General features: G+C 46.5%; 24 protein-coding genes. 18 read left to right on the top strand and 6 right to left on the bottom strand.

The window, feature by feature from the left end:
- Positions 1-245: hypothetical protein (locus tag CALK_RS13010; protein WP_034636812.1), on the top strand; the 245-nt coding region annotated here is incomplete at its 5' end.
- Between the two features lie 500 nt (positions 246-745).
- Here the strand turns inward: CALK_RS13010 and CALK_RS04940 are convergent.
- From CALK_RS04940 to CALK_RS04930, 3 genes are all read right to left on the bottom strand, one after another.
- Positions 746-3,229 carry a GH36-type glycosyl hydrolase domain-containing protein gene (locus CALK_RS04940; RefSeq protein ID WP_022636563.1) on the bottom strand — a complete coding sequence of 828 codons (2,484 nt, stop codon included), beginning with the start codon at positions 3,227-3,229 and terminating at the stop codon, positions 746-748.
- Between the two features lie 115 nt (positions 3,230-3,344).
- The gene (locus CALK_RS04935; RefSeq protein WP_022636562.1) at positions 3,345-4,826 is read right to left on the bottom strand and encodes a Do family serine endopeptidase; all 1,482 of its coding nucleotides are present in this window, start codon (positions 4,824-4,826) and stop codon (positions 3,345-3,347) included.
- Positions 4,827-4,875: 49 nt separating this feature from the next.
- Positions 4,876-5,682, bottom strand: a complete 807-nt coding sequence (locus CALK_RS04930; RefSeq protein WP_022636561.1) for an EFR1 family ferrodoxin — start codon at positions 5,680-5,682, stop codon at positions 4,876-4,878.
- Between the two features lie 200 nt (positions 5,683-5,882).
- Between CALK_RS04930 and CALK_RS04925 the strand changes: the two genes are divergently transcribed.
- The 12 genes from CALK_RS04925 to fliN all read left to right on the top strand — a co-directional run bounded on the left by CALK_RS04925 (position 5,883) and on the right by fliN (position 16,606).
- Complete coding sequence (locus tag CALK_RS04925) at positions 5,883-6,470, top strand: MotE family protein (protein ID WP_022636560.1); 588 nt, start codon at positions 5,883-5,885, stop codon at positions 6,468-6,470.
- A 19-nt stretch (positions 6,471-6,489) separates the two neighbouring features.
- Entirely contained in the window at positions 6,490-7,263 is a 774-nt protein-coding gene (locus tag CALK_RS04920) for a hypothetical protein (RefSeq protein WP_022636559.1), read from the top strand.
- Positions 7,254-8,126 (top strand): flagellar hook-length control protein FliK, encoded by an 873-nt coding sequence (locus tag CALK_RS04915; protein WP_022636558.1) that lies wholly within the window; start codon positions 7,254-7,256, stop codon positions 8,124-8,126. The genes CALK_RS04920 and CALK_RS04915 overlap by 10 nt, the downstream gene beginning before the upstream one ends.
- 11 nt (positions 8,127-8,137) lie before the next feature.
- A complete protein-coding gene (locus CALK_RS04910) occupies positions 8,138-9,331 on the top strand; it encodes a flagellar hook capping FlgD N-terminal domain-containing protein (RefSeq protein ID WP_022636557.1) in 1,194 nt (397 codons plus the stop codon).
- Between the two features lie 15 nt (positions 9,332-9,346).
- Complete coding sequence (locus CALK_RS04905) at positions 9,347-9,736, top strand: TIGR02530 family flagellar biosynthesis protein (protein WP_022636556.1); 390 nt, start codon at positions 9,347-9,349, stop codon at positions 9,734-9,736.
- A gap of 83 nt (positions 9,737-9,819) precedes the next feature.
- Positions 9,820-11,952 carry a flagellar hook-basal body complex protein gene (locus CALK_RS04900; RefSeq protein WP_022636555.1) on the top strand — a complete coding sequence of 711 codons (2,133 nt, stop codon included), beginning with the start codon at positions 9,820-9,822 and terminating at the stop codon, positions 11,950-11,952.
- A gap of 125 nt (positions 11,953-12,077) precedes the next feature.
- Complete coding sequence (locus CALK_RS04895) at positions 12,078-12,293, top strand: flagellar FlbD family protein (RefSeq protein ID WP_022636554.1); 216 nt, start codon at positions 12,078-12,080, stop codon at positions 12,291-12,293.
- Between the two features lie 3 nt (positions 12,294-12,296).
- Entirely contained in the window at positions 12,297-13,064 is a 768-nt protein-coding gene (locus tag CALK_RS04890; protein ID WP_022636553.1) for a motility protein A, read from the top strand.
- A gap of 1 nt (position 13,065) precedes the next feature.
- On the top strand, positions 13,066-13,782 hold the full coding sequence (locus CALK_RS04885; protein ID WP_022636552.1) for an OmpA/MotB family protein: 717 nt from the start codon (positions 13,066-13,068) through the stop codon (positions 13,780-13,782).
- 15 nt (positions 13,783-13,797) lie between these two features.
- The gene (locus CALK_RS04880) at positions 13,798-14,361 is read left to right on the top strand and encodes a flagellar basal body-associated FliL family protein (protein ID WP_022636551.1); all 564 of its coding nucleotides are present in this window, start codon (positions 13,798-13,800) and stop codon (positions 14,359-14,361) included.
- 18 nt (positions 14,362-14,379) lie between these two features.
- Entirely contained in the window at positions 14,380-15,564 is a 1,185-nt protein-coding gene (fliM, locus tag CALK_RS04875) for a flagellar motor switch protein FliM (RefSeq protein ID WP_022636550.1), read from the top strand.
- A complete protein-coding gene (fliN, locus tag CALK_RS04870) occupies positions 15,557-16,606 on the top strand; it encodes a flagellar motor switch protein FliN (RefSeq protein WP_022636549.1) in 1,050 nt (349 codons plus the stop codon). The genes fliM and fliN overlap by 8 nt, the downstream gene beginning before the upstream one ends.
- 2 nt (positions 16,607-16,608) lie before the next feature.
- Here the strand turns inward: fliN and CALK_RS04865 are convergent, their stop codons facing one another.
- The 3 genes from CALK_RS04865 to CALK_RS04855 form a co-directional block, all read right to left on the bottom strand.
- Entirely contained in the window at positions 16,609-17,508 is a 900-nt protein-coding gene (locus tag CALK_RS04865) for a hypothetical protein (RefSeq protein ID WP_155851789.1), read from the bottom strand.
- Between the two features lie 88 nt (positions 17,509-17,596).
- Positions 17,597-18,271, bottom strand: coding sequence for a glycosyl hydrolase family 8 (locus CALK_RS04860; protein WP_022636547.1), 675 nt, complete (start codon positions 18,269-18,271; stop codon positions 17,597-17,599).
- A 66-nt stretch (positions 18,272-18,337) separates the two neighbouring features.
- Positions 18,338-18,967: a redox-sensing transcriptional repressor Rex gene (locus tag CALK_RS04855; protein WP_022636546.1), complete on the bottom strand. Its 630-nt coding sequence runs from the start codon at positions 18,965-18,967 to the stop codon at positions 18,338-18,340.
- Between the two features lie 109 nt (positions 18,968-19,076).
- Here CALK_RS04855 and CALK_RS04850 point away from each other — a divergent pair, with 109 nt between their 5' ends.
- Genes CALK_RS04850 through CALK_RS04830 form a run of 5 tightly spaced genes read left to right on the top strand, consistent with a single transcriptional unit; the run spans position 19,077 to position 23,906 of the window.
- Positions 19,077-19,316, top strand: coding sequence for a (2Fe-2S) ferredoxin domain-containing protein (locus CALK_RS04850; protein WP_022636545.1), 240 nt, complete (start codon positions 19,077-19,079; stop codon positions 19,314-19,316).
- Entirely contained in the window at positions 19,316-21,019 is a 1,704-nt protein-coding gene (locus tag CALK_RS04845) for a [Fe-Fe] hydrogenase large subunit C-terminal domain-containing protein (RefSeq protein WP_022636544.1), read from the top strand. The genes CALK_RS04850 and CALK_RS04845 overlap by 1 nt, the downstream gene beginning before the upstream one ends.
- On the top strand, positions 20,997-22,184 hold the full coding sequence (locus CALK_RS04840) for a SpoIIE family protein phosphatase (protein WP_022636543.1): 1,188 nt from the start codon (positions 20,997-20,999) through the stop codon (positions 22,182-22,184). Before CALK_RS04845 ends, CALK_RS04840 begins: the two co-directional genes overlap by 23 nt.
- A gap of 8 nt (positions 22,185-22,192) precedes the next feature.
- The gene (locus CALK_RS04835) at positions 22,193-22,453 is read left to right on the top strand and encodes an NADH-quinone oxidoreductase subunit NuoE family protein (protein WP_022636542.1); all 261 of its coding nucleotides are present in this window, start codon (positions 22,193-22,195) and stop codon (positions 22,451-22,453) included.
- Complete coding sequence (locus CALK_RS04830; RefSeq protein ID WP_022636541.1) at positions 22,437-23,906, top strand: monomeric [FeFe] hydrogenase; 1,470 nt, start codon at positions 22,437-22,439, stop codon at positions 23,904-23,906. The genes CALK_RS04835 and CALK_RS04830 overlap by 17 nt, the downstream gene beginning before the upstream one ends.
- The last annotated feature ends 121 nt before the right edge of the window (positions 23,907-24,027 follow it).

The following is a 24,027-nucleotide window of genomic DNA, read 5'->3' as shown; positions in this document are numbered from 1 at the left end:
GAATGGTCATCTTGGATAATGTGGGAAATCGGGTGGCTCAATTCTCTGCTGGAGAGATTGGACCGGTGGAAAACGGCATGATCACCTTTCCCTTTGCACCGGTCAATAGTGCCGGACGGCGCTTAGGACGAGGCGCATACTCTGCACAGATTGACCTGCGATGGAGTGGACCGGAGGGGTCTACCCAACGTGCGAGAAGAGAACGAATGATCGGGATTAAGGAAGATCTCTTTCCTACGCAATAAATCCTACACAATAAATATACCCCCGTGCCGGATTTCCGGCGCGGGGGTTTTAGGTTTGCATCGCCTCTATATAGAAGTTCACAATACGTCTCTGGGGGAAAACAAACCAACAAAGCTTCTTTTTTTTACGCATCTCACTATTAATCAGTCCAATCAAATATGGTGATATGAGAGTAATCTATGGCTGCTACAATACTACCATTGAAGGTATCAGCAAGTATCTTTCAAACACAAACACTGTCAAAAGTCTTCGATAAAGTTCTTTGTTGCTAATTTCCATTTGATATGCCTCCTTAGCACATAATATGTATCAAACGAAAATTGCGAACTCTCATTTACATTACCCGCCTGAGCGAATATTCTGTAAATCAGCAACTCTGAACCTATGCATAAATCCCATTCGACATAATAACAGAACGCAGAAATACTCAGCAACTCAAAAAACAACGGTTCCGTTTTTTGAACGGAACCGTTTAAGTCTAAGGAATAGAGAAATATTCTTATCCCATAACAACTCGAACAGTATGAACCCGACCGTCACCAAGAGCAGGCAGAACATTGCCCTCTATGGTAGCCCCATCAAGCTCTACCCGTACAACCCCCTGCTCTACGCCAGCAGAGTTATCAACGGTTATTTCATAGGTTGCACCACGGAAGTCACGCTTCAAGGTTACCGTATCCCAAGCGGGATCAATACAAGGGTCAACACGTAATCCCTCATACTCAGCACGAAGACCAAAAATATACTCTAACAGAGATTGGTGCATCGTTGGCGCTGTACCTGTAAGCCATGTATGACCACCACGACCAAAACTCTGTGCAGCCCGGCCACAAACATACTCTGGATAGACATAGGGCTCTGCACCATAGCGGTCTTGGTCTGAGGCAAGATTTTCCGGAAGGCACTTACAATAAAAATCAACCGCCTTTTTTCCTTTACCTAAACGAGCATAGGACTGAACCAACCATGCATTCAGGTGCATGAAGATGGAACCATTCTCCTTCATTCCGGGAGGCTCTTTTTCAATATTCCAGGAGCGGGAAGGAAGGATATCATCTTCAGCAAGATCCGTAAAAGCAGGAGAACAAAGCTCTGCACCGAAATCAGTGTCAAGATGCTCTTCAACCTTGGTCAAAACCTGCTCTAAACGTGAAGCATCGGCAACACCACAATTAATACCAAAGGCTTGCGGTTCAAGGAAAATCTTTCCATGGGTAGCCTCGCTTGTTCCCAGATCTTGTTTATCGGGAATTAAGGACAAGGCACGTTTATAATACCCTTCTGCATCAACAGCATGGGTCTCAAGAGCATCACGCAAAATCTGTGCTCGCGTGGTATATTCAGCAACACGATCTGCCTCAATATCTGCCGCAGTGAAAAGATCAATCATATCCATGAATACTTTATAGAGCTGCTGACCTACCATTACAGACTCAACATCTTGATTAGGCTCACCACCCTTGCGGAGTTCATTAAGATCATCATTCCAATCACAATCTTTCATGTAGGGCAGATTTCGGGGAGAACGATCTTCCCACACACGATCAACTGCCTTGATGCAGTGCTCAAGGATTGTTCCTTTTACATTACTGCTTCCTTCATGTTCTTCAGCATAGGCAGTTACTTCTTGAAGAAAATCAAATTCCCCGGTCTCTTTTATGTATGTCACCACGGCATTGGGAAACCACACTGGATCATCTGAAGCCTGGATTTCTTTATTTCCCGGCTGATTCAAAAAGAAGTTATGGTAGGATACACCGTTTGAAAACATTTGAGTTGAAATGAGTTTTAAGGCCTCGCGAACCGTAGTGGTGCCGTAAGGAAGCACAAAAAGAACATCCTGAAGAATATCCCGAAACCCCCATCCATACTCATAGCCGGTGTGGAAACGTGATTTCATACGATTAAGAACATACACCACTTGACACTGGTATTGGAGCCATTTAAAAGCCCGGTTCAGCTTTGCGTCGGGAGTTTGTATAGTAAGCTTTGAAAGCTCTGCATTCCACCAGTCAGTAACTGACTGAAGCATTTCACGACGCTTCATAGGGTCTTGTACAAGAGTAAGAAAGCTGCGTAGTTCTTCCTTATTGTTTAAATAATAGTCTTGGGTTGACCCCACCACCAAGGCAACGGCGAACTCTTTTTTCTCACCGGCTTGTAAGGTAAGACGATTACGATACACTCCACAGGTGCGACGTAAATAGGGCTGATCTTGCGAAGAAAGACGCCCTTCCTCTACCGCCGCCGGATTGGATAAATCTCGAAATCGATCGCCAAAGAACCGCTCTTCCTGCGTTTCATACTCCGTATCAGCTTCGTTCAGGGTTGAGTAGAAGGTAGCAACATTCCCTAACATTCCGTTTATCTTATCAGGGTCATCATTAACATTTATCCCATGATTTCGACGATACACAATTGACTGCAGGTCGCTATCCCATTTGGCTCCACCGAAGAACCCGTCATTATCCCCAGCCATAAGCCGATCAAGGGCGTCCCCCATGTGTACAGGAAGGAAGGGATAGATCTCAACCTCTTTTTCTTCAGTCCCCGTATTTTCCACAGTGATTGTTTGAATCCATCCATCAAACTCACGTGGAACAAACATAACCGTTTTCACAGAAAGATCTTTATACGTAGAATCAAAGGTGAGAGAGCCAAAGTCAAGGGTTGTTTTAAACTCCTGCCCTTCCCGACGAACAGGCTGCCATGTGTTTGTAAAATACTCTCCCGTAGCGCAATCTTTTATATAGACATAGCGTCCTTTGTCATCTCCATCATTGAGATGTATTTGCGTATCTACAAAGGTATTTTCATGAGTCCCGCGTGCATCAAAGCCGCCGCCTGTGTAGGTAACACCAGAGCAAAACGTTTCCGTGCCCGGCTGTCCGGGACGAATAAGATAGTGCAACCATGGTTGCGGAGTTCGGGGATTGGTGATTTCAAACTGATCCTTGTCATTAAACGCACCGTAGATGTTCACGTACGAGCCTCCATCTGGTTCAGGTATACAGTACAGATAAGTGGTCCTAAAACGGATACTCAAATATAATTAAAAAAGGCGGCAAAAGCCGCCTTTTTTAGAAAAACCCGTAGATCTAGAGTCGTATCGCCGCAAAGAAGGGCCGTCCCTGCCGAATAATACGCAGTACAAGAGAGCTTCCCTCCGGTGTCTCTTTCACCGCATTTTCAAGCTGAGAAAGCGATTCGATCGGTATAAAACGCCCTTGACGGCGAAGTTCCACCACCACATCATCCTCTTGTAATCCTGCTCGAGCAGCTGGAGATGTGGGTTCTAGACGATCAATAACAAAACCATCTCCATCGCTGGCAGAAAGATGTATGCCCAAACGATCGAAGACAAGATTATCCTCTGCATCGCTCCTGCGCCGTGAACGCGGTTCTTCATCAGAGAAATCAGCGCGATCTCCCATGACAACCGAACGGGTTATCTCTTCACCGTTACGAAACAGGCGAACCGGCACTTCAGTATCAGGAAGGATAGCAGCTACGACGTTACGAAGGTCGTTGGGGTTGACCGTTCGAATACCGTCAATAGCAAGAATAACATCACCACTCTCAATACCTCCTTCTGCTGCCGGCTGATCTTCAAATACATCGTTAATAAGGACCCCTCGCTCTTCCAGCCCAAAGGCACGCATCATATTATAATCCAGTTCGCCAATACTTACCCCAAGCCAACCGCGAGAAACAGTGCCTGAGTATACCAATTGTTCCATAATTGAACGAGCCATATTTATCGGTATGGCAAAGCCAATTCCCATATACCCACCTGAGCGGGTGTAAATCATGGTATTAATACCAATTAAGTCTCCACGTTTATTTACGAGGGCACCGCCGGAATTACCCGGGTTAATAGCCGCATCGGTTTGGATGAAATCCTGATACATCTCATTTCCGGCAGCACGCCGGCCCAAGGCGGAGACAATACCGGACGTTACAGTAGAATTGAGATTAAAGGGATTTCCCGCCGCCATTACCCAATCACCGGGGCGTAGGGCGTCGGAATCTCCTAAGTGAATTACCGGGAGAGAATCGAAGGACTCGTTAATACGAATCACCCCCACATCTGAAAGGGTATCAACCCCGATAATTTCGGCTGTATACTCCCGTTCGTCATAGAGACGCACGGTTATCTCATCAGCTCCATGAATAACATGACTATTGGTAAGAATATACCCAGAGTCAGAGACAATCACCCCACTTCCAATACCGCTTCGCCGCTGCTCTCGCTTTTCGTATTGTTCCCGACGATCATCTCGCCCTCGAGGTGGCGAGGGCATTCCGAAGAAATGACGAAATAAATCATCTCCAAAGGGATTACGATATACTACCGTATCAATTTTGGTTGAAGTAATGCTCACCACGGTAGGCAGTACAACCTCTGCCACCTCCGCAGGCACACGTAGCTGCCCGGCAAATTCCTCATAAGAAGGAATGTCCGGAGCCTCTTCTGCACCAAAACGAATAGAGCCCGGTTCGGGAAAATCGCCATCCCGAGCGGAACAACTTGTGACCAGAATAACAAAGAGAAACCCCACTGCAGAAAGTTGTTTCATAGAAAACTCCTTGTTGATATTTTTTTAAAATTCGAACCTTACCACACATTTATTGTGCAGAAAAAACATTCTCCCTTTTTGTACAGATATCATCAACATCTATTTCCGGGTGATGATACTGCCATCTTCTCCCACATATTCTCAGAGCCCCCACAGGACACCAATGCACACAGGCAAGGCAGTGTTCACACCGATGTTTCCATCGCGGAATGCCTTTAGAATAAAAGATATTATCACTGGGACAGACCAACTGACAACGACCACAGGAGGTGCAACGACGCGAGGAAACAGAAAGAGCATAGTCACTCCAGGGCAATACAAGCTCCCCCAGAGCAGAAAACACTCCCGTGGGAATAGCATGGACTCCCGCACGTATAGGAGTAAGCGCCCCCGAAGTGATCGCCGTAATACAGCGGTTTACCTCTTTCTCCTCTGCCGCAATAAAGCCCTGAATCTTTTGCGGTGAAGGAGGAAAGAAAAAAGGAATATAGGTATCCACCATTCGAATGGCAGCTCCCCTCATAGGAACAAAGGGATGCTGGCGGGCTAAAAGAGAGTGTGCTTTATGCAAAGCTGCTCCGGCATAGCTCCCGTAGGTGGCAATAAAAAACACGCGGCATCCTTGCGGCAGACGGAGGTGGCGTAAGAACCGTGCCACCATACGCGGCAAACTAAAAAGATACACAGGAAATACGATGCCGACAATTGGCGCATCTGTGGAGCAGCGACTTGGCTCCTGCATCTGCTCCGCAATTGAATGTAGAGAAAACCCCGGAATACCTTCGCAAATACGCCGAGCTACGGACAAACTGTTTCCCGTTGCAGAAAAATAGTACACACATCCTTGTGTAGACATAACTCCTCCTCATAATTAGGCATGCAAATTTTACACCATGGAGGCATATTTTTCCATATTAAAATACTTTCTGAGTCCCACACGACGTATTTCAAACTCACAAATCTCGACACACCCACTCCCACACTGGCACTAAAGAAGTGAGAACACCCCAACGTATTTTATGGCATGAGTGTTGCTTTACTGCTCACGGAGGCAGTATGAATAAAAAAGAAATCGCAATCGTCAGTTTTTTCCTAATACTCTTTTCATTTCCCTTAATATACCTCGCCATGCTCATCGCGACAGGAAATGCAAAGATTGTCTTTGAAGGTGATATGGCGCAGCGCATTTCTGTAGAAAATCAGGTTCGTCTACAACGAGAGTCAGAACAGCGGGACTCGCTCATACGTGAAAACACCCTTGCCTTCCAAGCCAAGGTACGTGAGGGAAAACGTCTCACGGAGCAGCGGGAAGTGCTTCAAAGAGAGCAAAATCGCCTTGAACGACTGCGAGAAGAAGTCCAGCAGGAAAATCAACGTCTTGAAAATCTCCAGGAGGAAGTTGCCGATCTTGTGGGAGAAACAGAAGAAGTGCGGGGCGATCAACTGAGAAGCTTAGCTGAAGTGTACGAAACCATGGATACGCAAGCAGCAGCTCGTATCTTTGAGACCCTGAGTGATGATCTTGCAATCCGTCTTTTTAACGCCATGAATGAACCACGGCAAAAAGCGAGAATTCTTGCTGCCATGGAGCAAGATAAGGCAACACGTATTAGTAGAAAAATCGGCGAAGGACCGCAACAGTAACAGGAAGTAGAGGCAAATTATGTTAATTGCAAATCTGCAACATATTGATGGGAAGACCCCCTCTTCCTTTGGTGATTCCGGAGCCCCCGTTGAAGCGGGACTCTTTAAACATACTTTGCATGAAGCAGAGCAAAGCCTTTCCGATACAACCCAAAACAAGCTCAAAGGACTTGCCCCTCTGCACGAGGAAGAGGTCGACGCGCTCTTTCCTTTGGAGCTATTAGATTCTCAGGGAGATAAGATAGAAATATCCCGGGAAGATTTAGCCATTATTGAAGACATTCTTACCGCCTTTGAAGATGCCTTTCTTATTCCCCTCATCCCCGAAGAAACAACCTTTGAAGAGCTCTTTTTACTCCATGAATCTCCGCAGGAACTCTTCTCCGCCCTGGAGGAACAACTCAGCACCATGGCTGCTCTTCTCCATACACTCACCCCTGAAACGGAAGAGGTCCTTCTTTCGGATCTTCCGAAAAAAATTCTTGAAGAAACAGGCATGGACGTAGAGGATCTCCTACTTCGTGCAAAAAATACCGATACGCCGTCCCTCTTTCATTTTGAACCAAGGGAGGAATCCCTTGGCATTACGGTTGATGCAGAACAGATTGATTCCCTCGCCCAGAAACTCAACAACCTCATGGAACAAAGCGCTCTCTCTGGAGATACGTCTACCATGCCTGAAGAAAAAGACACCTCTACGATCATGGATCTTTTTACCCATGTCACAAAGGCCGGGGCGGAAATACAGGAGCTCATACTCCCTGCAGAAAAAAAGAGCTTCTCATGGCTTTAGAGAAAGTAAAATCCATGGAAGAAGCAGATGTAGATGCCTTCTGGAAATTAAAATCCCTAAATAAACGCAATACAAAAAATCTCGACGCTCCCCTTTTACACAACACTGAATCATTGGAACAGGCTCGCAAATTCATACAAGACAGAAACGCCCAGGAGCAATTCCCCACGGACAAGGCACACCCCTTTAACCAAGAAGCCACAGAAGAGCTGCTTCTTGGAGAGAAGCACGTCCCCTCTCCAGAGGAGACTCTCTCAAAGGAGACTTCATCTGTTCAGGCGGGATCTGAAGAGCTTGATATACACCTTGAGGGGTTACGAAAAGAGGGGCTAAGTACTCAAGAGCTCTCTCAAATCCGCTCTTTCATTACTTCTGAACAGGCAACAACCCCTTCCCTGGACGATATGCAGCAGATGAAAACAATGGCTGAACGGATTGAAGAAATATCGGTGATGACACAACTCTCTGACAAAATGAGCGATGCCCCGCGAGAGGGGGTACATGCCATCACCTTAAAACTAAAACCAGATCACTTGGGTGAAGTACAAATACGAATGCAGGTTGATCAAGATGTGGTAAGTGCCCGTATTCAGGTTGAGAGCCAACAGGTACGACAAATTGTAGAAAGTAATTTTCAGCTTCTCCGTGACGCTCTCCAAGACCACAACCTCTCCGCGGGTGCCTTAGATGTAAATGTGGGAGGCTTCTCTCATGAAGAGGGAGGGCACAAACAAAACCGCAGAGAAAGAACAGAAAATGAATTACCGCAAAATGAGTATGATAACTCAGCGGAAACTCTGTCAGAGATTCGTGGCGACTCGGGACGAAGATTTGGCACAAATTCCTTTGAATACATAGTGTAAGGGAGGATGACATGACACGAGTAAGTGAATCAGTGAACAATATGTTCACCCCGAAGAAAGACCCCTATAGCGTCACCGCCGGAATCGGTGAGAGCGGCTTGGAGACAAAGAAAGTGACGGGCGATCGCGATAGTGATACCTTTGTTGATCCGAGCGATCACGGCATGGGACAAGATGAGTTTCTTTTTCTTCTCACGGAACAGATGCGTCATCAAGACCCCTTGGACCCCATGGATAACCGTGAGTTTGTGACACAACTGGCACAATTTTCACAACTTGAGTCCTCCACGAACATGCGCGAATCTTTGCAGGATATGAACAAATCCTTTCAAAGCTCCCTTGATATACAAAATAACACAGCCCGTTCTATGAATAACGCTTCCGCTGTCTCTCTTGTGGGTAAGGAGGTACGCCTTCTGCAAGATACCATGAACTGGACGGGAAATACAAACCAACCCTACTATGTACAAATGGGAAGCCACGATATGGTACATGTAGAAATAGTTGACAGGGAAGATGAAGTTGTTGATACAATTGAAGTTGAACGGGGCCCCGAAGGCAATGCGGGGGTTTTCACTTGGGATGGAGTAACAGCCCAGGGTGACCGGGTTGATTTTGACCAGTACAAGCTACGTGTTCGGGAAAATAAAAATTCAGCCGATGAGCTCTACTGCTTCGTTCAAGATACGGTCACGGGCCTGCGATACACTGGCGATGGAGCCAAGCTTCAGGTGGCAGATCGGGAAATTGGAGTGAGTAATATCTTAGAAGTATCACCCCAAGGTGGTGACACGGAGACAGACTCACCAGGATTTTCTGGGCTTACCATGGGGCAAGCCTTAAATTTGGTCGGTAAAGATGTGCGAACCAGTGTCACCCCATCCTATCGTCCTTCACCGAACAACACAGAAGCAACCTATCGAGTTGATCTCAACGGGGCTCCCCAGGCAAACCTCGTGGTACGTGACTCAGAGGGGGTTGTGGTACAGCAGCAGGATGTTCGGGAGTCAGGGGAAGTGACGGTGCCTCTTTTTGGCGACCCTGATGAAGAATATACAGTCTCCCTTGAAGGAAGTGACGAGCCATTCTTTTACATGGATTCAACCGTCACAGGGGTACGAACCACCCCACAAGGGGTGCAATTAAGTGCAGGAGGACGTCTCGTGCGCCTTGATGATATTATAGAGCTTTCAGCGAAATCATAAATAAAGGAGGTTGTAATGGAAACGCCGGGAGTAGGCTCTCCCAGAAGGATCGACCCGCCACAGGGCCAAAATATACAGAGCCGTATTACGCAATACCGCGATACGGGGGTTACCTTTGGAGATCTGCTCAAAGACAAAGTAACTCCGCAGGAACTGAAATTCTCTGCCCATGCGGAAAATCGTATTAAAAGCAGAAACATACCTATGAACGAGGAGGTTCAGGAAAAATTAAATCGAGCCGCACAAAAAGTTGCTGAGAAGGGAGGAAAGGATGCGCTCCTACTTATGAAAGACTCAGCCTTTATTGTGAATGTGAAAAATAGAACCGTTGTCACTGCCATGGACAGTGCAATGATGAATGAAGATGTCTTTACAAATATTGACAGTGCAGCATTTGCGGAATAGCCGGTCCCGTTCTAACGGGAAGCTTTGCGGGGTTGACCGATTGATACTCCGCCCGGGCTGCACAATTCCACAAGGAGTTTTGTATGTTACGGTCACTCTATAGCGGTACATCAGGATTGCGAAACCATCAGGTTTCCATGGATGTTACGTCAAACAATATTGCCAATGTAAACACCACCGGGTATCGTGGACAGCGCGTTACCTTTAAAGAACACATGTACCAAACCCTTCAAGGAGCTACCCGTCCTCCTGGAGAACGAGGCGGCACAAACCCAATGCAAGTTGGTCTCGGTATGGGAATCGGCTCGGTTGATACCATTCTTAGTCAAGGCGCTCTTGAGTCTACGGGCCAAATCACCGACCTCGCCATAGAAGGAGATGCATTTTTTGCCTTTTCCGATGGCATAGGAACCTACTACAGCAGAAATGGTTCATTACAACTTGATGGAGGTGGTCGATTGGTTTCTCCGACCAACGGTTACACCATTCAAGGGCTGATGGCAGATCCCGATGGACGAATTCCCTCCAAGGCAGTTCCAGGAGATGTTCGTATTCCCTTTGGAGAAAAGGCCCCTGCAAATGCAACCTCTGAGGTTGGGTTTTCCAGTAATCTCAATAAAGACTCTGCTGGTCTAGGAACAATCCTTCACACAGGCAAATTTCTTGCCTTGGCTGAAGGGGACAACCTTTTAACGGGCTTGAACGATCAAAATGGGAATCTCCTCAATATCCGTGACGATGACACCTTGCGCATTGACATCAACGATGGAGCTGGAAGCTATCGTTTTGAGGTGCGCGTTGGTGATGGTTCAGACGAGATAGAAACCATGGCGGATCTTGCTGACTGGCTTGAAGAGTCTCTCCAGGATGGAACCGACGGTCCGGGTATCGGCGGGGCTTCGGTCACCATAAATGGAGAAGGGCAACTTGAAATTGATGGGCTGGGTGGAGATACAATCTCCAGTATATCTATCGGAAACGCCACACGCCCCACCTCCGATACCTATGTAAAAAATCTCTTTAACTGGACAAGTATTACCGGTGACAACAACACATCAAGCGGACAAGCCATGACTCCTGCCACGGAAGATCATGATATCACCGATCTCTTCGATGCAGCAGGCCGTGATCTCGGACTCGAACCGGGGGATGAACTCAATATTGCTGGCAGTATTGGATCCGAAACTATTAATTTTGACCCCGTGGTATACGGTACCGACTTTACCACCATGGGAGAATTTCTTGATGTAATCCAAAAGGCCTTAAATCTCCCCGAAACAGTTGTGGGAAGCGACGGAACTGATGTACCGACAGTGGAGCTGAACCGTGCCGCCGATGGGGATAAACGAGCTCCCGCTGGAGCAATTATGATCCGGGGCCAAGCTCAAGAATCCTTTGCGCTCAACGGTATTGCCATCAGTGCCCGTAATTCGAACCAGTCTGAAACCGCCCCCAACCCCTTCAACAGTAACCTCTCTTTGACAGAAGTGCAAAGTGCCCGGGACACGGCTGTGCACGCAACGTCCATCGAGGTGTATGATGAATCGGGGCAAGCTCACACCATGACCACCACCTTTACCCATACGGGAGAGCCAAACAAGTGGTTGTGGGAGATTTCCATGGAGGGTGATCAAAATATTATCAGTGGAAATAAGGGCACCATCGAATTTGGACAAGACGGTTCCCCATCATCCTGGACCTTTGATGATGGGGTATCCCGCTTTCAATTTGATCCCATGAATGGATCGGCCAATGTAAGTCTCGATCTCAAAACGGGGAGTCCCGGTAATTTTGAGGGAATCACCCAGTTCAGTTCTCCAACAACTACTGCGGCAAAAGAACAAGATGGTTATGCCATGGGGATACTGGACCAGATATCTATCTCTGAGGATGGATCTGTTGATGGTACCTATACCAATGGAACCAACAAGACCATCGCCAAGATTCTCGTGGCGGAGTTTCGTAATCCTTCGGGGCTTCAACGTCTGGGAGATAGTATGTACGGTGTTTCCAGCAATTCTGGTGAAGCTGTGTTGCAGGAGGCTCAAAAGGGCTCTACCTCTTCAATCAAGCCAGGAGCGCTTGAAATGTCAAATGTTGAATTATCCACAGAATTTACCAATTTAATTACCATTCAGAAAGGATATCAGGCTAATTCCAGGGTAATAACAAAGTCAGATCAATTACTGGATGAATTAATTAATTTAGTACGATAAAATAGAGGGAGAGAAAAGATACTCTCCCCCTTCTCTGTAAGGAGTATTCTTGAAAAAGAAGAATACCTCTTACTGAGCAGGGGACGGTAACAAAGGATATATATTAGAGGAAAAAGGACACGGGTATGATTTATGTAACACGGCTAAAGGGCAAAGAATTTGTAGTAAATGCCGCCTATATTGAAACCGTTGAAAAAACGCCGGATACGGTAATTCGTCTTACCACGGGAAAGGTATATGTGGTACGTGAAACCCCCGAGGAAGTTGTGGATAAGTGCGTTACCTATTTTACAAACTGTCGTACAGAGCTTACCGTGCGCCATATGACGCGAGAGGAGTAAGGCATGAGTATCAGCAATATTGCAGGACTTTTTACGGCATGGCTCTTTATTCTTATGGGCATGGGTTTTGGTCAGCTGGGTACTTTTATCGATATCCCTTCGCTGCAAATCGTTATTATCGGCTCCATTGCAGCAACGGTTGTTGCCTATCCTCTGGAAAGTATAAAAACCTTGCCGGCCTTAATAAAGCAAGCCTTTTCTTCATCAAAGGTTGCACCGAAAGAGTCTATTACCACCCTCGTCGATTTCTCCGACCAGGCTCGTCGTGAAGGAATCCTAGCCCTTGAAGATAAGGCTCAAAAACTGGATGATGAATTTCTGAAAAAAGGAATCGGCCTCGCTGTAGACGGCACAGAACCGGAAATTATTCGGGATATTCTTAAAACGGAGATAACGTTCATAGAAGATCGACATAAACGGGGCGCACAGATGTTTGAGTTTATGGCAACCATTGCTCCTGCCATGGGCATGATTGGAACCCTCGTAGGACTGATCCTTATGTTGGGAAGTATGGATGATGTCTCAACCATTGGACCAAACATGGCGGTTGCTCTGATCACAACTCTCTACGGCTCTCTCATGGCAAATGCCTTTTGTACTCCCGTGGCAAACATCTTGTCTGAAAAATCGGGACAGGAGATTATGGTGAAAAATCTTATGCTTGAGGGAATTATGGCATTACAAACAGGGGATAATCCCCGGATTGTAAAACAGCGTTTAGCAGCCTTTCTTAACCCCGTTGCTCGTGCTGAAATAATGGAGGAAGACTAAGATGGCGGACCAAGAAGAATGCAAGCAGGAGGAGTGTAAGCAGGGCTCACCGGAGTATATGGCCACCTACGGCGATATGATGACCCTCTTACTCTGCTTTTTTGTACTGCTTCTTTCCATGGCGGAGGTTGATCCGGCAAAATTTGATATTGCTGCCTCCTCCTTTCAAAATGCCCTCAGTGGTGTTTTAGAAAGCCTTCCTACAGTTGCTGTGCAGCAGGAAGTCCTTCGTCCGCGCCTCGGAGGAGATGACCAAAACAAGCGGATTGCTGCGAATGCGGCCATGCGTATCCGTGAAGTAACACAGCAGGATGAGTTTCTTGAAGATGCCGTCCGTGTGAAGGTGACGGAGAAAGGAATTGGGGTTATCATTAATGACCCTGTCACCTTTGATCCGGGAAGTGCTGAACTAAAAAATGAATTTATGACAATATTGGAGACGGTCATGACCACCATTGAGGATATCCCTCAAAAGGCAATTCGTGTTGAGGGACATACGGACAATGTCCCCATCAGTACGCCGCAATACCCCTCAAATTGGGAACTATCCTCGGCCCGTGCCCTGTCGGTGGTACAATACCTGTATGGACGGGGTATAGACCCGGCAAAACTGAGTGCCGTCGGATACGGAGAGTATCGGCCTCTTGTCCCAAATACAAGTGCAGAAAATCGACAAAAAAACCGACGAATTGAAATATATGTAGATTTCACCGACTGATAACTGGAGTGCCCTATGGCTGATGAAAAAGAACAAGTAGAAGAAAAAGAGCAGAAACAGGAAAAACCCGAGAAAAAGGGGAATCTACCGCTGCTTCTTGGCCTAATATTCGGAATAATTCTCGTGCAAGGCCTTATTGTCTTTGCAACAATCCGTTTTATCCATGCTCCGCAGGGTGATGATATGGCACAGGAAGAGACACCGGAACAAGAGGTAGAACAGCAACAACAGCAACAGCGAGCCTCAGGCAATGAGGTAATACTCAGCGATGCAGCCTTTGAGACTGTCGTAAATATATCTGGAACTGAAGGATCTCGGTTTCTCAAAGTACGCATTGAACTTGCCTATGATCCAGATCTTCGTGAGAACCGAAATCTCCTTTCTGTTGCGACAAACCGTATCAGCCACTTAAAATCAACGGCAATACACTATTTGTCCGGTCTTACGTTGCGGGAAGTGCTTGATCCTTCGGCTCAGAAAAATATTAGCTCAGACCTGCTCATTCGTTTTAATAACTCCCTACCTTCAGGGGCTGGGCAGTTCAGTAATGTATATATTACTGAGTACATAGTACAATAACAGGACAAGGAGGCGACCATGAGTGATATCCTTTCTCAAGATGAAATAGATGCGCTTCTCTCTGCGGTAAATGAAGATGATGTAGAAGAGAGCCCTTCCCATGGTGATGCCCCCGTTGCAGAATCTTTGCCTGAAGAGCCCTCCTTTGATGAATCATTTTCTATTGATTATGACAGCGATGACGATGATGATATCGGTGACCGTGTACTCAGCCTCTACGATTTTCGTCGCCCCGATCGAGTCTCAAAAGAGCAAATGCGGACAATTCATAACCTTCATGAAGGGTATGCCCGCCTTTTTTCCACCACCTTAACAAATTATCTTCGCACCTTCGTTGAAATTGAAGTGGTAAGTGTGGATCAGCTCACCTACTCAGAGTTCATCATGTCCATCTCAAACCCAAGCTGTATTCACCTGTTTCAAATGGAACCCATTGATGTGACGGCCATCTTTGAGATGAACCCTTCCCTCGTATTTTTTATGATAGACCGTTTATTTGGGGGGCTTGGACGTGGCTCTGAAAATAATAGGGAGTTAACAAAGATTGAACAAAATGTAATCCGCAGTATTGTATCACGGGGCTTGGGAGACCTCTCCGGTGCATGGGAACATATGGGATCATTCAATCCACGCATTACCAACTACGAAACAAACCCCATGTTCGTACAGATTGTCCCCCCGGGGGAAACGGTAATACTCATCACTTTTGAAGTACATATGCTTAAATCTTCAGGCCTTATGAGTATTTGCTTTCCCTACCAAATTATTGAGCAGATATTCTCTGAACTCGAAGGAAATGATTATCTCTCCACGACAGCTGAAACCACTCCGGAAACAATAAAGACAATGGAAGAGGAAATTCAAGATGTAACCGTTCCTCTCTCAGCACTCATTGGAAAAACGCAGATATCCATACGTGATCTTCTCCAGCTTCAGACAGACGATATTATCTGTCTGGATAAACATAAAGATGCCAATCTCATTGTTCAGATTGGCGGCAAGAGCAAAATGGGCGCCAAAAGCGGTGTTTCCGGACGAAAAAAAGCGGTAAAAATAACCAAGATTTTTGAACAGGAGTTCCCAGCCCCGGGAAAAACGAACCAAGGAAAACGATTTACCACATCGTCCTTGGAAGACGATTTTGAAGAAAATGTCTTTGCAGATGCCGGGGAAGACACTACAAAGGAGGATTCTCATGAGTGATTTTCTCTCTCAAGACGATATAGATGCACTACTTCAATCAGAAGAGGTTTCAGGGGGCTCAAGCAGTGGTGGCGGTGATGCCTTGGAAGCAATTGTGGCCGACTTTAACTCACAACAGGGATCCGTCATAAAAACCCTTATCGGCAAAGAAATCACTTTTACCTTTGAAGAGAAAGTTGATTCTGAAGAAGGGGCACAACTCTTTGAGAATACGGAGTATCTGGGAATTGATATCCCCTTTACCGGTGCCGTAGAAGGTACAGCAACCCTCTACATGTCAAAAAAACATGTGGCAACCTTTGCCGACCTTATGGTTATGGGTGACGGAGCAGCACCGTACAACGCAGAAGAGCATAATGATGCAATTAAGGAGCTTTACAGTGCCGTTGCCGGAGGATATACCACAGACCTTGGTGGCAAAGCCGACGGTTCTGTAAACTACGACACCATTGAGATACAAGATGGCGATACAACCTTGGATCTTCCTGCGGCAACAGCAAAGATATCAGTTACTATCGAAACAGGAGACCCCTTCTATATTCTTCTCGCCATGGATACGTCTCTCCACGGGCAGCTCAATGAGCTATACGGTGGTTCATCTGAAAATCTGGAAGAGGAAGAAGAGGAGGCGTCTGCCCCCCGAAACCGCCCCTTTGATGATGATGATGATCTTCTTTCTCAAGATGAACTTGATTCATTGACAACAGCGTCTTCAAGCCTTAGCGGTGGATATGAGACAAGTGAACCGACACCACAGAAGCCTCGGGTCAAGCCTGCATCTCAGAAAAATATTGACATGCTTCTCGATATTGATCTGGATATTGCCATTGAACTGGGCAAAACAGAGATATCTATCAAACGAGTTCTCGATATGGCTCCGGGATCAATGGTTGAACTTGATAGCTTTGCCGGCGAACCGGTGAATCTCTTGGTAAACAACAAGGTTGTAGCCAAGGGTGAGGTGGTGGTGGTTGACGAAAACTTTGGAGTGCGTATCATCTCCCTTGTTTCTCCCGAGGAGCGTATCAAAAGCCTTCGATAAATTTAGGGAAACCGAATAAGCTGGCTCTGCTTTCTCTCCACACGAGAAAGGATATACTGTCCCGGTGTAAGCTCCGGAAGAGTAAGCATACCGTGAGAGTCTGCCTCTAAGGTGTGGATACGACGGCCATGGGGAGAATAGAGGTGGATTGTTTCATCCCCGGAAAACCCTGAAAATTGACGAACATCATGTCGCAAGATCGTTCCCTGTTCGCGTGTATGAGTCTCCTCTTGCGATACAAGAGAAACCTCTTCACTCCGATGAGCTGTGGGAATCCACCAATTTCCGGTCACTAAGAGAAGTGTAAGAAGAGTAATTGAGTTATCATAATATCCCGATGACCATTCAGATGGTTCTGAAAAGATACTCAAGGAGTCCCAAAGCTCATTAAAGGCCCACTCCCGAGGCAAAGTTGATTCCGTATCCCGAAGAGATAAGGCTGTCATAAAAGGAGCAGCAAAAGCTCTATCGTAGTAGTTATATCCCTCAAGAGGCGATCCATCCAAGGTGTACCCGGCACGAATACTATCAAGTTGTAGATACCCCCACCCCTCATGGACCGGAGCAGTGAGAACCCATCTACCGATACGCATCACAGCCTCACGTGCTTCTTCAATCCCGTATTGAATATAGCCCTGGGCAAAACGCCAGGGAAAGCGGCACGCATTATACCAATAGGCATTATCAAATGCACCGGGGGTTGCATCAGGCTCATCCGATATTCCCGTAAACGTAGAAATAGGTTGAGAAAAGTCACCTGCCTCATTCCCCATAAAATCAGGTACAAGACCGGTATTTTCATTACGAATAAACCCGACAAGCTCTATTTTCATATCTTCAAGAACGCTCCATACCTGAGGCACATCACCATGACCGGTCTTACGATAAAAGGAATCACTCATACGCGCCTCATGAAATGCTCGAAAATGGGAAAGCATAAAATCTGAGGAGCGTGTCGCCCGAACCTCCCAATACCCTAATTCCGGATATTCATGATTTGTCCCAATACCAAGGCGGGGAAAAACTCCGCTTGGGGATGCTCCTGCGGTGCATAGAGGATATTATTTTCTTCAAGGGCTGTAATAACACGAAGAGCAGCCTCTTTATAGGTGAGATCAAACCCTTCAGGACCTCCTCCCCCCACTGCTCATGAGCAAGAAGAAGTGCGTAGGCAACATCCATATCTCCATCTGTTGCGGAAGGTAAACGACGATCTGAAGAAAGGTCACCATCAAGAGGTACGGCCCATGACATTAAATCATCGTGCTCCTTGCATGACCAGTTACGAAACACACGATACAGCCCATCAAAAATCTCCCGAGCCTGCCTTTCTTCCCCCGCCATTAAAACCGTAATAATCATTGCCCACCCATGCGCTTCAGACTGAGAAATGGTCTCACCCAACCCGGAAACATCAGAGGGATTTGTTTCAGCTTGCAAGACATACCCTCTGCCGGAATTTTCATAGGCTCCATTGGTGAATTCATACTCCATCAGGTACGCGTCCTTCCACCGTGAATAGTACGTTGCCACCACTTCACTTGGAGTATGTTCGCTCACTTGATATATTCGAGAATAGTCAACTTCTTGTGGAAAGGGACGGTGAACTCGTGCTGCTACGGGTACACAGAGAAAAAACAGACACAAGAGAAAGGACACTGCCATGGGAACCCCTTTAACTCAAATTAGATACACCTATAAAATACATGGATATCGATTCATTTTTACAAATTATTCTGCCAAATCAATTGATAAGAGCGCAAGACCTGCAGAAATATCTTCATCCTGCACCACAACATCCGTGGGAACATCGAGTTTTAAAGAACTAAAATTCCAAATACCGCGAATCCCTCCAGCAACCATTTTATCAGCTACATCCTGAGCTGCTTTCGGCGGTACCGTAAGTATCCCCAAGGAGACAGAACATCGCTGAACAAGCTCGGTTAAACGACGTAAGGAAAATATTTCAGTACCATGAATTTTGGTACCCACCTTATCTGAATCAATATCAAACCCTGCCAAGATAGACAAGCCCTTATCAGCAAAACCCGTATACCCCAAAAGGGCTGTTCCTAAAGCTCCAACCCCTACCAAAAAAGCTTCCCGATTCTTATGCCATCCTAAAAATCGCCGAATTTCTTTTATGAGCCCATCCACAGGATACCCTCGCTTTGGCATACCGACAATATCGGTGTATGCCATGTCTTTACGTACCTGTATTGGGGTAAGTTCCAAGCGACGAGCGATGGTGGTTGCGGAAACCCATAGGGCATTTTCTGCGGCAAGCTCATGTAACACCGTAAGATAACGAGGAAGTCTCTTAACTGTTGGAACAGGAACACCCCGTTCATTTTTTCTCATACAGCTCCACCAATAAAATCGGTAATATACATAAAATACGAAAAAAAGATTGCGAAAGCCAAATAAAGATATATCTTTATCGATATAAATTTATACAAAGAAGGTCGCTGTGCACGTAAAAATTTGTATGGGAAGCTCCTGTTACAGCCGCGGAAATAATCAAAATCTGGCCCTACTTGAAAAGATGTCTTCACGAACAACTGAAGATGTACGCATAGAGCTCACGGGACAACTTTGCATGGAAGCATGCAAAAAGGGACCTCACATTGAAATTAATTCCACTGCCTACACAGACGTTTCTCCTCACGACCTCCCCACTCTATTGGCACACCATCAAAGGAAAGAGTAATGCACGCCCCCATATACACAGAACAGCGAGCATGCCAAGACTGCTATAAATGTGTGCGACAATGCCCGGTAAAGGCCATTGAGGTAGTAAACTCCAGCGCGGTAGTAAATCATACGTACTGCATATTCTGCGGAAAATGCACCCTTGTGTGCCCCGCCGGTGCAAAAAAAATACGATGTGACATATCACGGGCTCGAAATCTGCTCGATACTGCTGAAACAACCATTCTCAGCCTTGCCCCAAGCTATGGCGCTGAGTTTTCTGACCGCTCTCCAGAAGAGCTTATTGCAGAAATACAGTCCCTCGGTTTTTTCGGTGTTTCAGAAACTGCCCTAGGAGCTGAAATCATCTCGGACTATCTACAACACCACCCCCATGATTTTACCATATCCACGGCGTGTCCGCCCGTGGTGGAACTCATTACAACCTATCTCCCCCATCTTCTCAGCCATGTATCTCAAGCAATGAGCCCACTAATGGCACATGCGTGTATGCTCAAAGAACAGTACGGCCCTGAAACGAAGGTTATTTTTGCCGGTCCCTGTCCTGCAAAGAAGCTTGAAGCGGATCGCGAGGACACCGCCATAGACCTGGCACTTACCTTCTCTGAGCTCAGAGAATTACTCCGTACACAGGGAGAATCGCAGAAGAAGCATGGAGGAACATTTATCCCTTATGGTGCTCACAATGGTACACGCTTTCCCCTTGATGGAGGGATGAGTGAAGTAATGAAAGAGCGGGGAGATACCCGTCAAACCCTTTCCTATTCCGGCATCGACCATATTGTGGAAACATTGAAGAAAACCTCCGCAGAGACAATGCCGCCGGTATTCCTAGAACTTCTCTCCTGTGCCGGAGGCTGTATTAACGGCGCCGGATGTACCACAACAAATACCACCATTCTTCGCGAACTCAGCATTATACCTGGTAGAAAACATCCATCTGTCCCAGCCCTTTTGCACCAGAGCCCCCACTATTCCTATGGTACGAACCTGCCCCTTACATCGCCCTTTTTTTACCCCCACGAAATAACTACGGTACTGAGAGATATCGGTAAATATTCTGCAGAAGACGAAATAAATTGCGCCGGCTGCGGCTATAATTCATGCCGCGATTTTGCCCGGGCCTGTTTGCTTGGAAAGGCAGAAACAACCATGTGTGTAGTTCACATGCGCCGACAAGCAGAAGAAAAAAATGATGCGCTATTACGCACCATCCCCCTCGGAGTTGTTCTTGTGGACAGTGCGCTACGTATTGTAGAGTGCAATGCAAAATTCATGTCTCTTTTTTCTGATATTGAGTTTTCTCTCTCTCACAAGGAGTTACAACAACTGCGAGGAAAACCTCTGCACCAGCTCATTCCCTGTGATGCCTTATTCTCCCATCTATTTGAAAAGAAAAAGAAGACCCATGAAATCCGTCAAACCATTCACAATAAAATTTACCGAATCTTCCTATTCCAGATAAACGATCATCGCCAAGCAGGCGCAATATTTCAAGATATTACCAGCCCCGCTGTAAAGGCTGAAGAAGTTATTGGAAAAACAGAAGAGGTGATTCAAAAGAACCTCTCCACCGTACAAACCATTGCTTCTCTCCTTGGAGAAAATGCCGCAGAGACGCAACTGATGCTCAACTCAATTATAGAAACATTTCGACCAAGTCAGGAGGGTGAAAGCCGTGGTGGAGCATCCTTTTATTGAACTGGAATATAGTCAACACTATAAACATACTGAACGGATTGGCGGAGACGTTTTTATTAAACGTCGATGTAGTACGGATGGCTCTATCACAGCAGTACTTTCTGACGGCCTAGGCAGTGGGGTAAAAGCCCATGTACTCGCCAATCTCACAGCTCACATGGGGCATCGGTTCCTAAACGGAGCTATGGACATCAGACAATCAGCAGAGATTATAATGAACTCACTGCCCGTCTGTAAAGAACGCCGTATTAGCTATGCCACCTTCACCATGCTTCACATGGACAATCGGGGAAGGGCAAACCTCATTGAATATGACACTCCCTCTCTCATACTTCTTAGAAATAATCGCCCCGTTACTACAAAGCCTCGACAAATTGTGCTTCATCGTTCCACGGCATTTAAAGAAGAAGTATTGCTTCATACCCCCCTCGATTTACACCATGGAGATCGATTGGTCTTTTTCTCAGACGGAGTACCCCAATCTGGAATGGGATCGCCCCGGTTTCCCCTGGGGTGGAGACCGGAGGCAGTTTCAGAATTTATTGTGGATATTTTACACCGAACCCCTCAGATATCCGCCCGCGCCCTTGCAGAAAAAATTACCCAACGCGCGCTCTCTCATGATAGATCCCGCGCACAGGATGACATTACCTGCGCCTCGCTGTATGTGCGAACTCCACGAAAAACCCTTCTTGTTTCGGGACCATCACTCAAAACAGCAGAGGATACACGTATGGCCCGTACCTGTGCTGAATTTACGGGAAAAAAAATCATCTGTGGTGGCACAACTGCTCGTATTATCTCACGAATCTGGGAAAAACCCCTACAGATTCAACTCCACAACAGAACCCGCCATGTCCCCCCATCTTCAACCCTTGAAGGAGTTGATTTAGTTACAGAAGGAATCTTAACCCTTTCAAAAACAGTTGAGTATCTTGGAGCATACCCAAATATACCCACGGCAACGAAGGATCCCGCCTATGCCCTTACAAAACTCCTTATTGAGAGTGATGAAGTACATTTTCTCATTGGAACAAAAATAAACGAAGCCCATCAAGACCCTTCCATGCCCGTAGAAGTGGGAATTAGGAGAAATATTATTACACGAATAATTGAAATTCTTGAGAAAAAACACTTAAAACAGACCAGTCTGGAATTCATATAGGAGAACCGATGGAACCTGAAACACTCAAAATATGCCTTGGAACTACCTGCTATATCATGGGAAGCTGTGACCTTCTCGCCGTGGAAGAGTATCTTCCCGAAGAGATTTGTCAACGTATTACCGTTGAGGGGGCCACTTGTCTGGGCAAATGCAAAGACATACACGCCACCCCTCCATTTATTGAAATTGACGGGCACATATACGAAGCAGCAGATCGTTCCACCGTAGAAAGCAAACTTCGCGAGGTACTCCATGCTGACCATAAATAATGAAACAACACGCATTCGAAAACAACTTGGTGCGGCCATGCTTAAGGCTGTGCGTAAGGAAGAATTATATCGCCTCGATCATATCCCTATTGATTTACGCCCCCGTATACATGGTGAAGCGAGTCGTTGCTGTGTATACAAAGATCGAGCCATGCTTCGATACCGGCTAATGGCGCTCTTGGGGTTTTCCATAGAAGAAGATGACAACGAATACCTCGCCCTTGCAGAATATGCAGAGCAGGCTCTCACACGACAGGAACGTCCGAATCCGGTATTAACAGTTATTGATATGGCCTGCAGTGCATGCAGAGGTGGTACTCATACCGTCTCAGATATGTGCATGGGCTGTGTTGCTCGGCCCTGTAGGCACACCTGTCCTGTCTCTGCCATTACCATGGTTGACGGACACGCTAAAATAGATACAACATCCTGTATCAACTGTAAAAAATGCACCAAGGTCTGTCCATATAGCGCCATATCATATACTCCGGTGCCCTGCGAAGAAAAATGTCCTGTTCGAGCTATTTCAAAAGGAAAGGACGGCAAAGCCCGCATTAATTACGATAAATGCATATTCTGTGGACGCTGCACAAGAAGTTGCCCCTTTGGCGCTGTCATGGAACGAAGCTCTCTCGTGGACGTAGCTCGCCTGTTATGGAGCAGTACCCCCATCGTTGCCTTGGTGGCACCATCGTTAGTAGGCCAGTTTCCCGGAACCATGGGGCAAGTTGTAACAGCCTTACACCAACTTGGCTTTTCCCATGTGGAAGAAGTTGCTGAAGGGGCCGACAAAACCATTACCTTGGAAGCAGAAGAATATATGATCTTACAGAAAGACGGGCCGACCACCATGGGTACTTCATGTTGTCCAGCGTATACAGAAGCTGTGCGAAAACACGTACCAGAATTCACCCCACATCTCTCCCATACAAAGAGTCCCTTATACTATTCTGCTGAAATGGCATCTCAGCGATACCCCGGTGCCCCCCGAGTATTTATTGGTCCCTGTGTAGCAAAGAAGGCCGAAGCACAGCGCGACTCATCCGTAGAGTTTGTCCTAACGTACGAGGAGTTGGGCTCACTCTTTTTAGCAGAGGGGCTTCAAATTGAAGATCTTGCGGAAACCCCCTTTGATTCGTCCAATGCCTCTGCAGAAGCCTGGGGATTTGCCACATCAGGCGGGGTTAGCACAGCCGTTGCCCAGGAAGTAGAAAAACAAACAGCTACTACGGCATCTACTCTCTGTATAGACGGACTTGATAAAAAAGGACTCGCCATGCTTCGTGCTGCTGGTAACGGAAAATTTCAAGGAAAGCTCGTGGAGGTCATGTCATGTCACGGTGGGTGCCTTGGTGGGCCGGGAATAATCGCCCCCCCTGCTCTGAGTACCAAAAAGCTAGAGCAGTATGTACAAACTCATACCGAGGAGTCAACACAACCAAGTATCACCTAAAATGAGGCTTTCCCACTCTGGTTCAATGGAATAGACAACGGTTCTTTGTATTTTACCACAACAGAGCTTTTTCAAAGGGTGAAAATTCTCCTCTCATACACCGTGGTAATATATACTGTAG

This window comes from Chitinivibrio alkaliphilus ACht1, assembly GCF_000474745.1.
GTDB classification, from domain to species: domain Bacteria; phylum Fibrobacterota; class Chitinivibrionia; order Chitinivibrionales; family Chitinivibrionaceae; genus Chitinivibrio; species Chitinivibrio alkaliphilus.
This window is presented reverse-complemented; position numbering and strand designations above follow the sequence as displayed.

Excerpts from the sequence above, each read along its gene's own strand:
- CALK_RS04935 (WP_022636562.1), bottom strand. The coding sequence starts at position 4,826 with ATGAAACAACTTTCTGCAGTGGGGTTTCTCTTTGTTATTCTGGTCACA.
- CALK_RS04930 (WP_022636561.1), bottom strand. The coding sequence starts at position 5,682 with ATGTCTACACAAGGATGTGTGTACTATTTTTCTGCAACGGGAAACAGT.
- CALK_RS04925 (WP_022636560.1), top strand. The coding sequence starts at position 5,883 with ATGAATAAAAAAGAAATCGCAATCGTCAGTTTTTTCCTAATACTCTTT.
- CALK_RS04920 (WP_022636559.1), top strand. The coding sequence starts at position 6,490 with ATGTTAATTGCAAATCTGCAACATATTGATGGGAAGACCCCCTCTTCC.
- CALK_RS04915 (WP_022636558.1), top strand. The coding sequence starts at position 7,254 with ATGGCTTTAGAGAAAGTAAAATCCATGGAAGAAGCAGATGTAGATGCC.
- CALK_RS04910 (WP_022636557.1), top strand. The coding sequence starts at position 8,138 with ATGACACGAGTAAGTGAATCAGTGAACAATATGTTCACCCCGAAGAAA.
- CALK_RS04905 (WP_022636556.1), top strand. The coding sequence starts at position 9,347 with ATGGAAACGCCGGGAGTAGGCTCTCCCAGAAGGATCGACCCGCCACAG.
- CALK_RS04900 (WP_022636555.1), top strand. The coding sequence starts at position 9,820 with ATGTTACGGTCACTCTATAGCGGTACATCAGGATTGCGAAACCATCAG.
- CALK_RS04895 (WP_022636554.1), top strand. The coding sequence starts at position 12,078 with ATGATTTATGTAACACGGCTAAAGGGCAAAGAATTTGTAGTAAATGCC.
- CALK_RS04890 (WP_022636553.1), top strand. The coding sequence starts at position 12,297 with ATGAGTATCAGCAATATTGCAGGACTTTTTACGGCATGGCTCTTTATT.
- CALK_RS04885 (WP_022636552.1), top strand. The coding sequence starts at position 13,066 with ATGGCGGACCAAGAAGAATGCAAGCAGGAGGAGTGTAAGCAGGGCTCA.
- CALK_RS04880 (WP_022636551.1), top strand. The coding sequence starts at position 13,798 with ATGGCTGATGAAAAAGAACAAGTAGAAGAAAAAGAGCAGAAACAGGAA.
- fliM (WP_022636550.1), top strand. The coding sequence starts at position 14,380 with ATGAGTGATATCCTTTCTCAAGATGAAATAGATGCGCTTCTCTCTGCG.
- fliN (WP_022636549.1), top strand. The coding sequence starts at position 15,557 with ATGAGTGATTTTCTCTCTCAAGACGATATAGATGCACTACTTCAATCA.
- CALK_RS04865 (WP_155851789.1), bottom strand. The coding sequence starts at position 17,508 with ATGAGTGATTCCTTTTATCGTAAGACCGGTCATGGTGATGTGCCTCAG.
- CALK_RS04860 (WP_022636547.1), bottom strand. The coding sequence starts at position 18,271 with ATGGCAGTGTCCTTTCTCTTGTGTCTGTTTTTTCTCTGTGTACCCGTA.
- CALK_RS04855 (WP_022636546.1), bottom strand. The coding sequence starts at position 18,967 with ATGAGAAAAAATGAACGGGGTGTTCCTGTTCCAACAGTTAAGAGACTT.
- CALK_RS04845 (WP_022636544.1), top strand. The coding sequence starts at position 19,316 with ATGCACGCCCCCATATACACAGAACAGCGAGCATGCCAAGACTGCTAT.
- CALK_RS04835 (WP_022636542.1), top strand. The coding sequence starts at position 22,193 with ATGGAACCTGAAACACTCAAAATATGCCTTGGAACTACCTGCTATATC.
- CALK_RS04830 (WP_022636541.1), top strand. The coding sequence starts at position 22,437 with ATGCTGACCATAAATAATGAAACAACACGCATTCGAAAACAACTTGGT.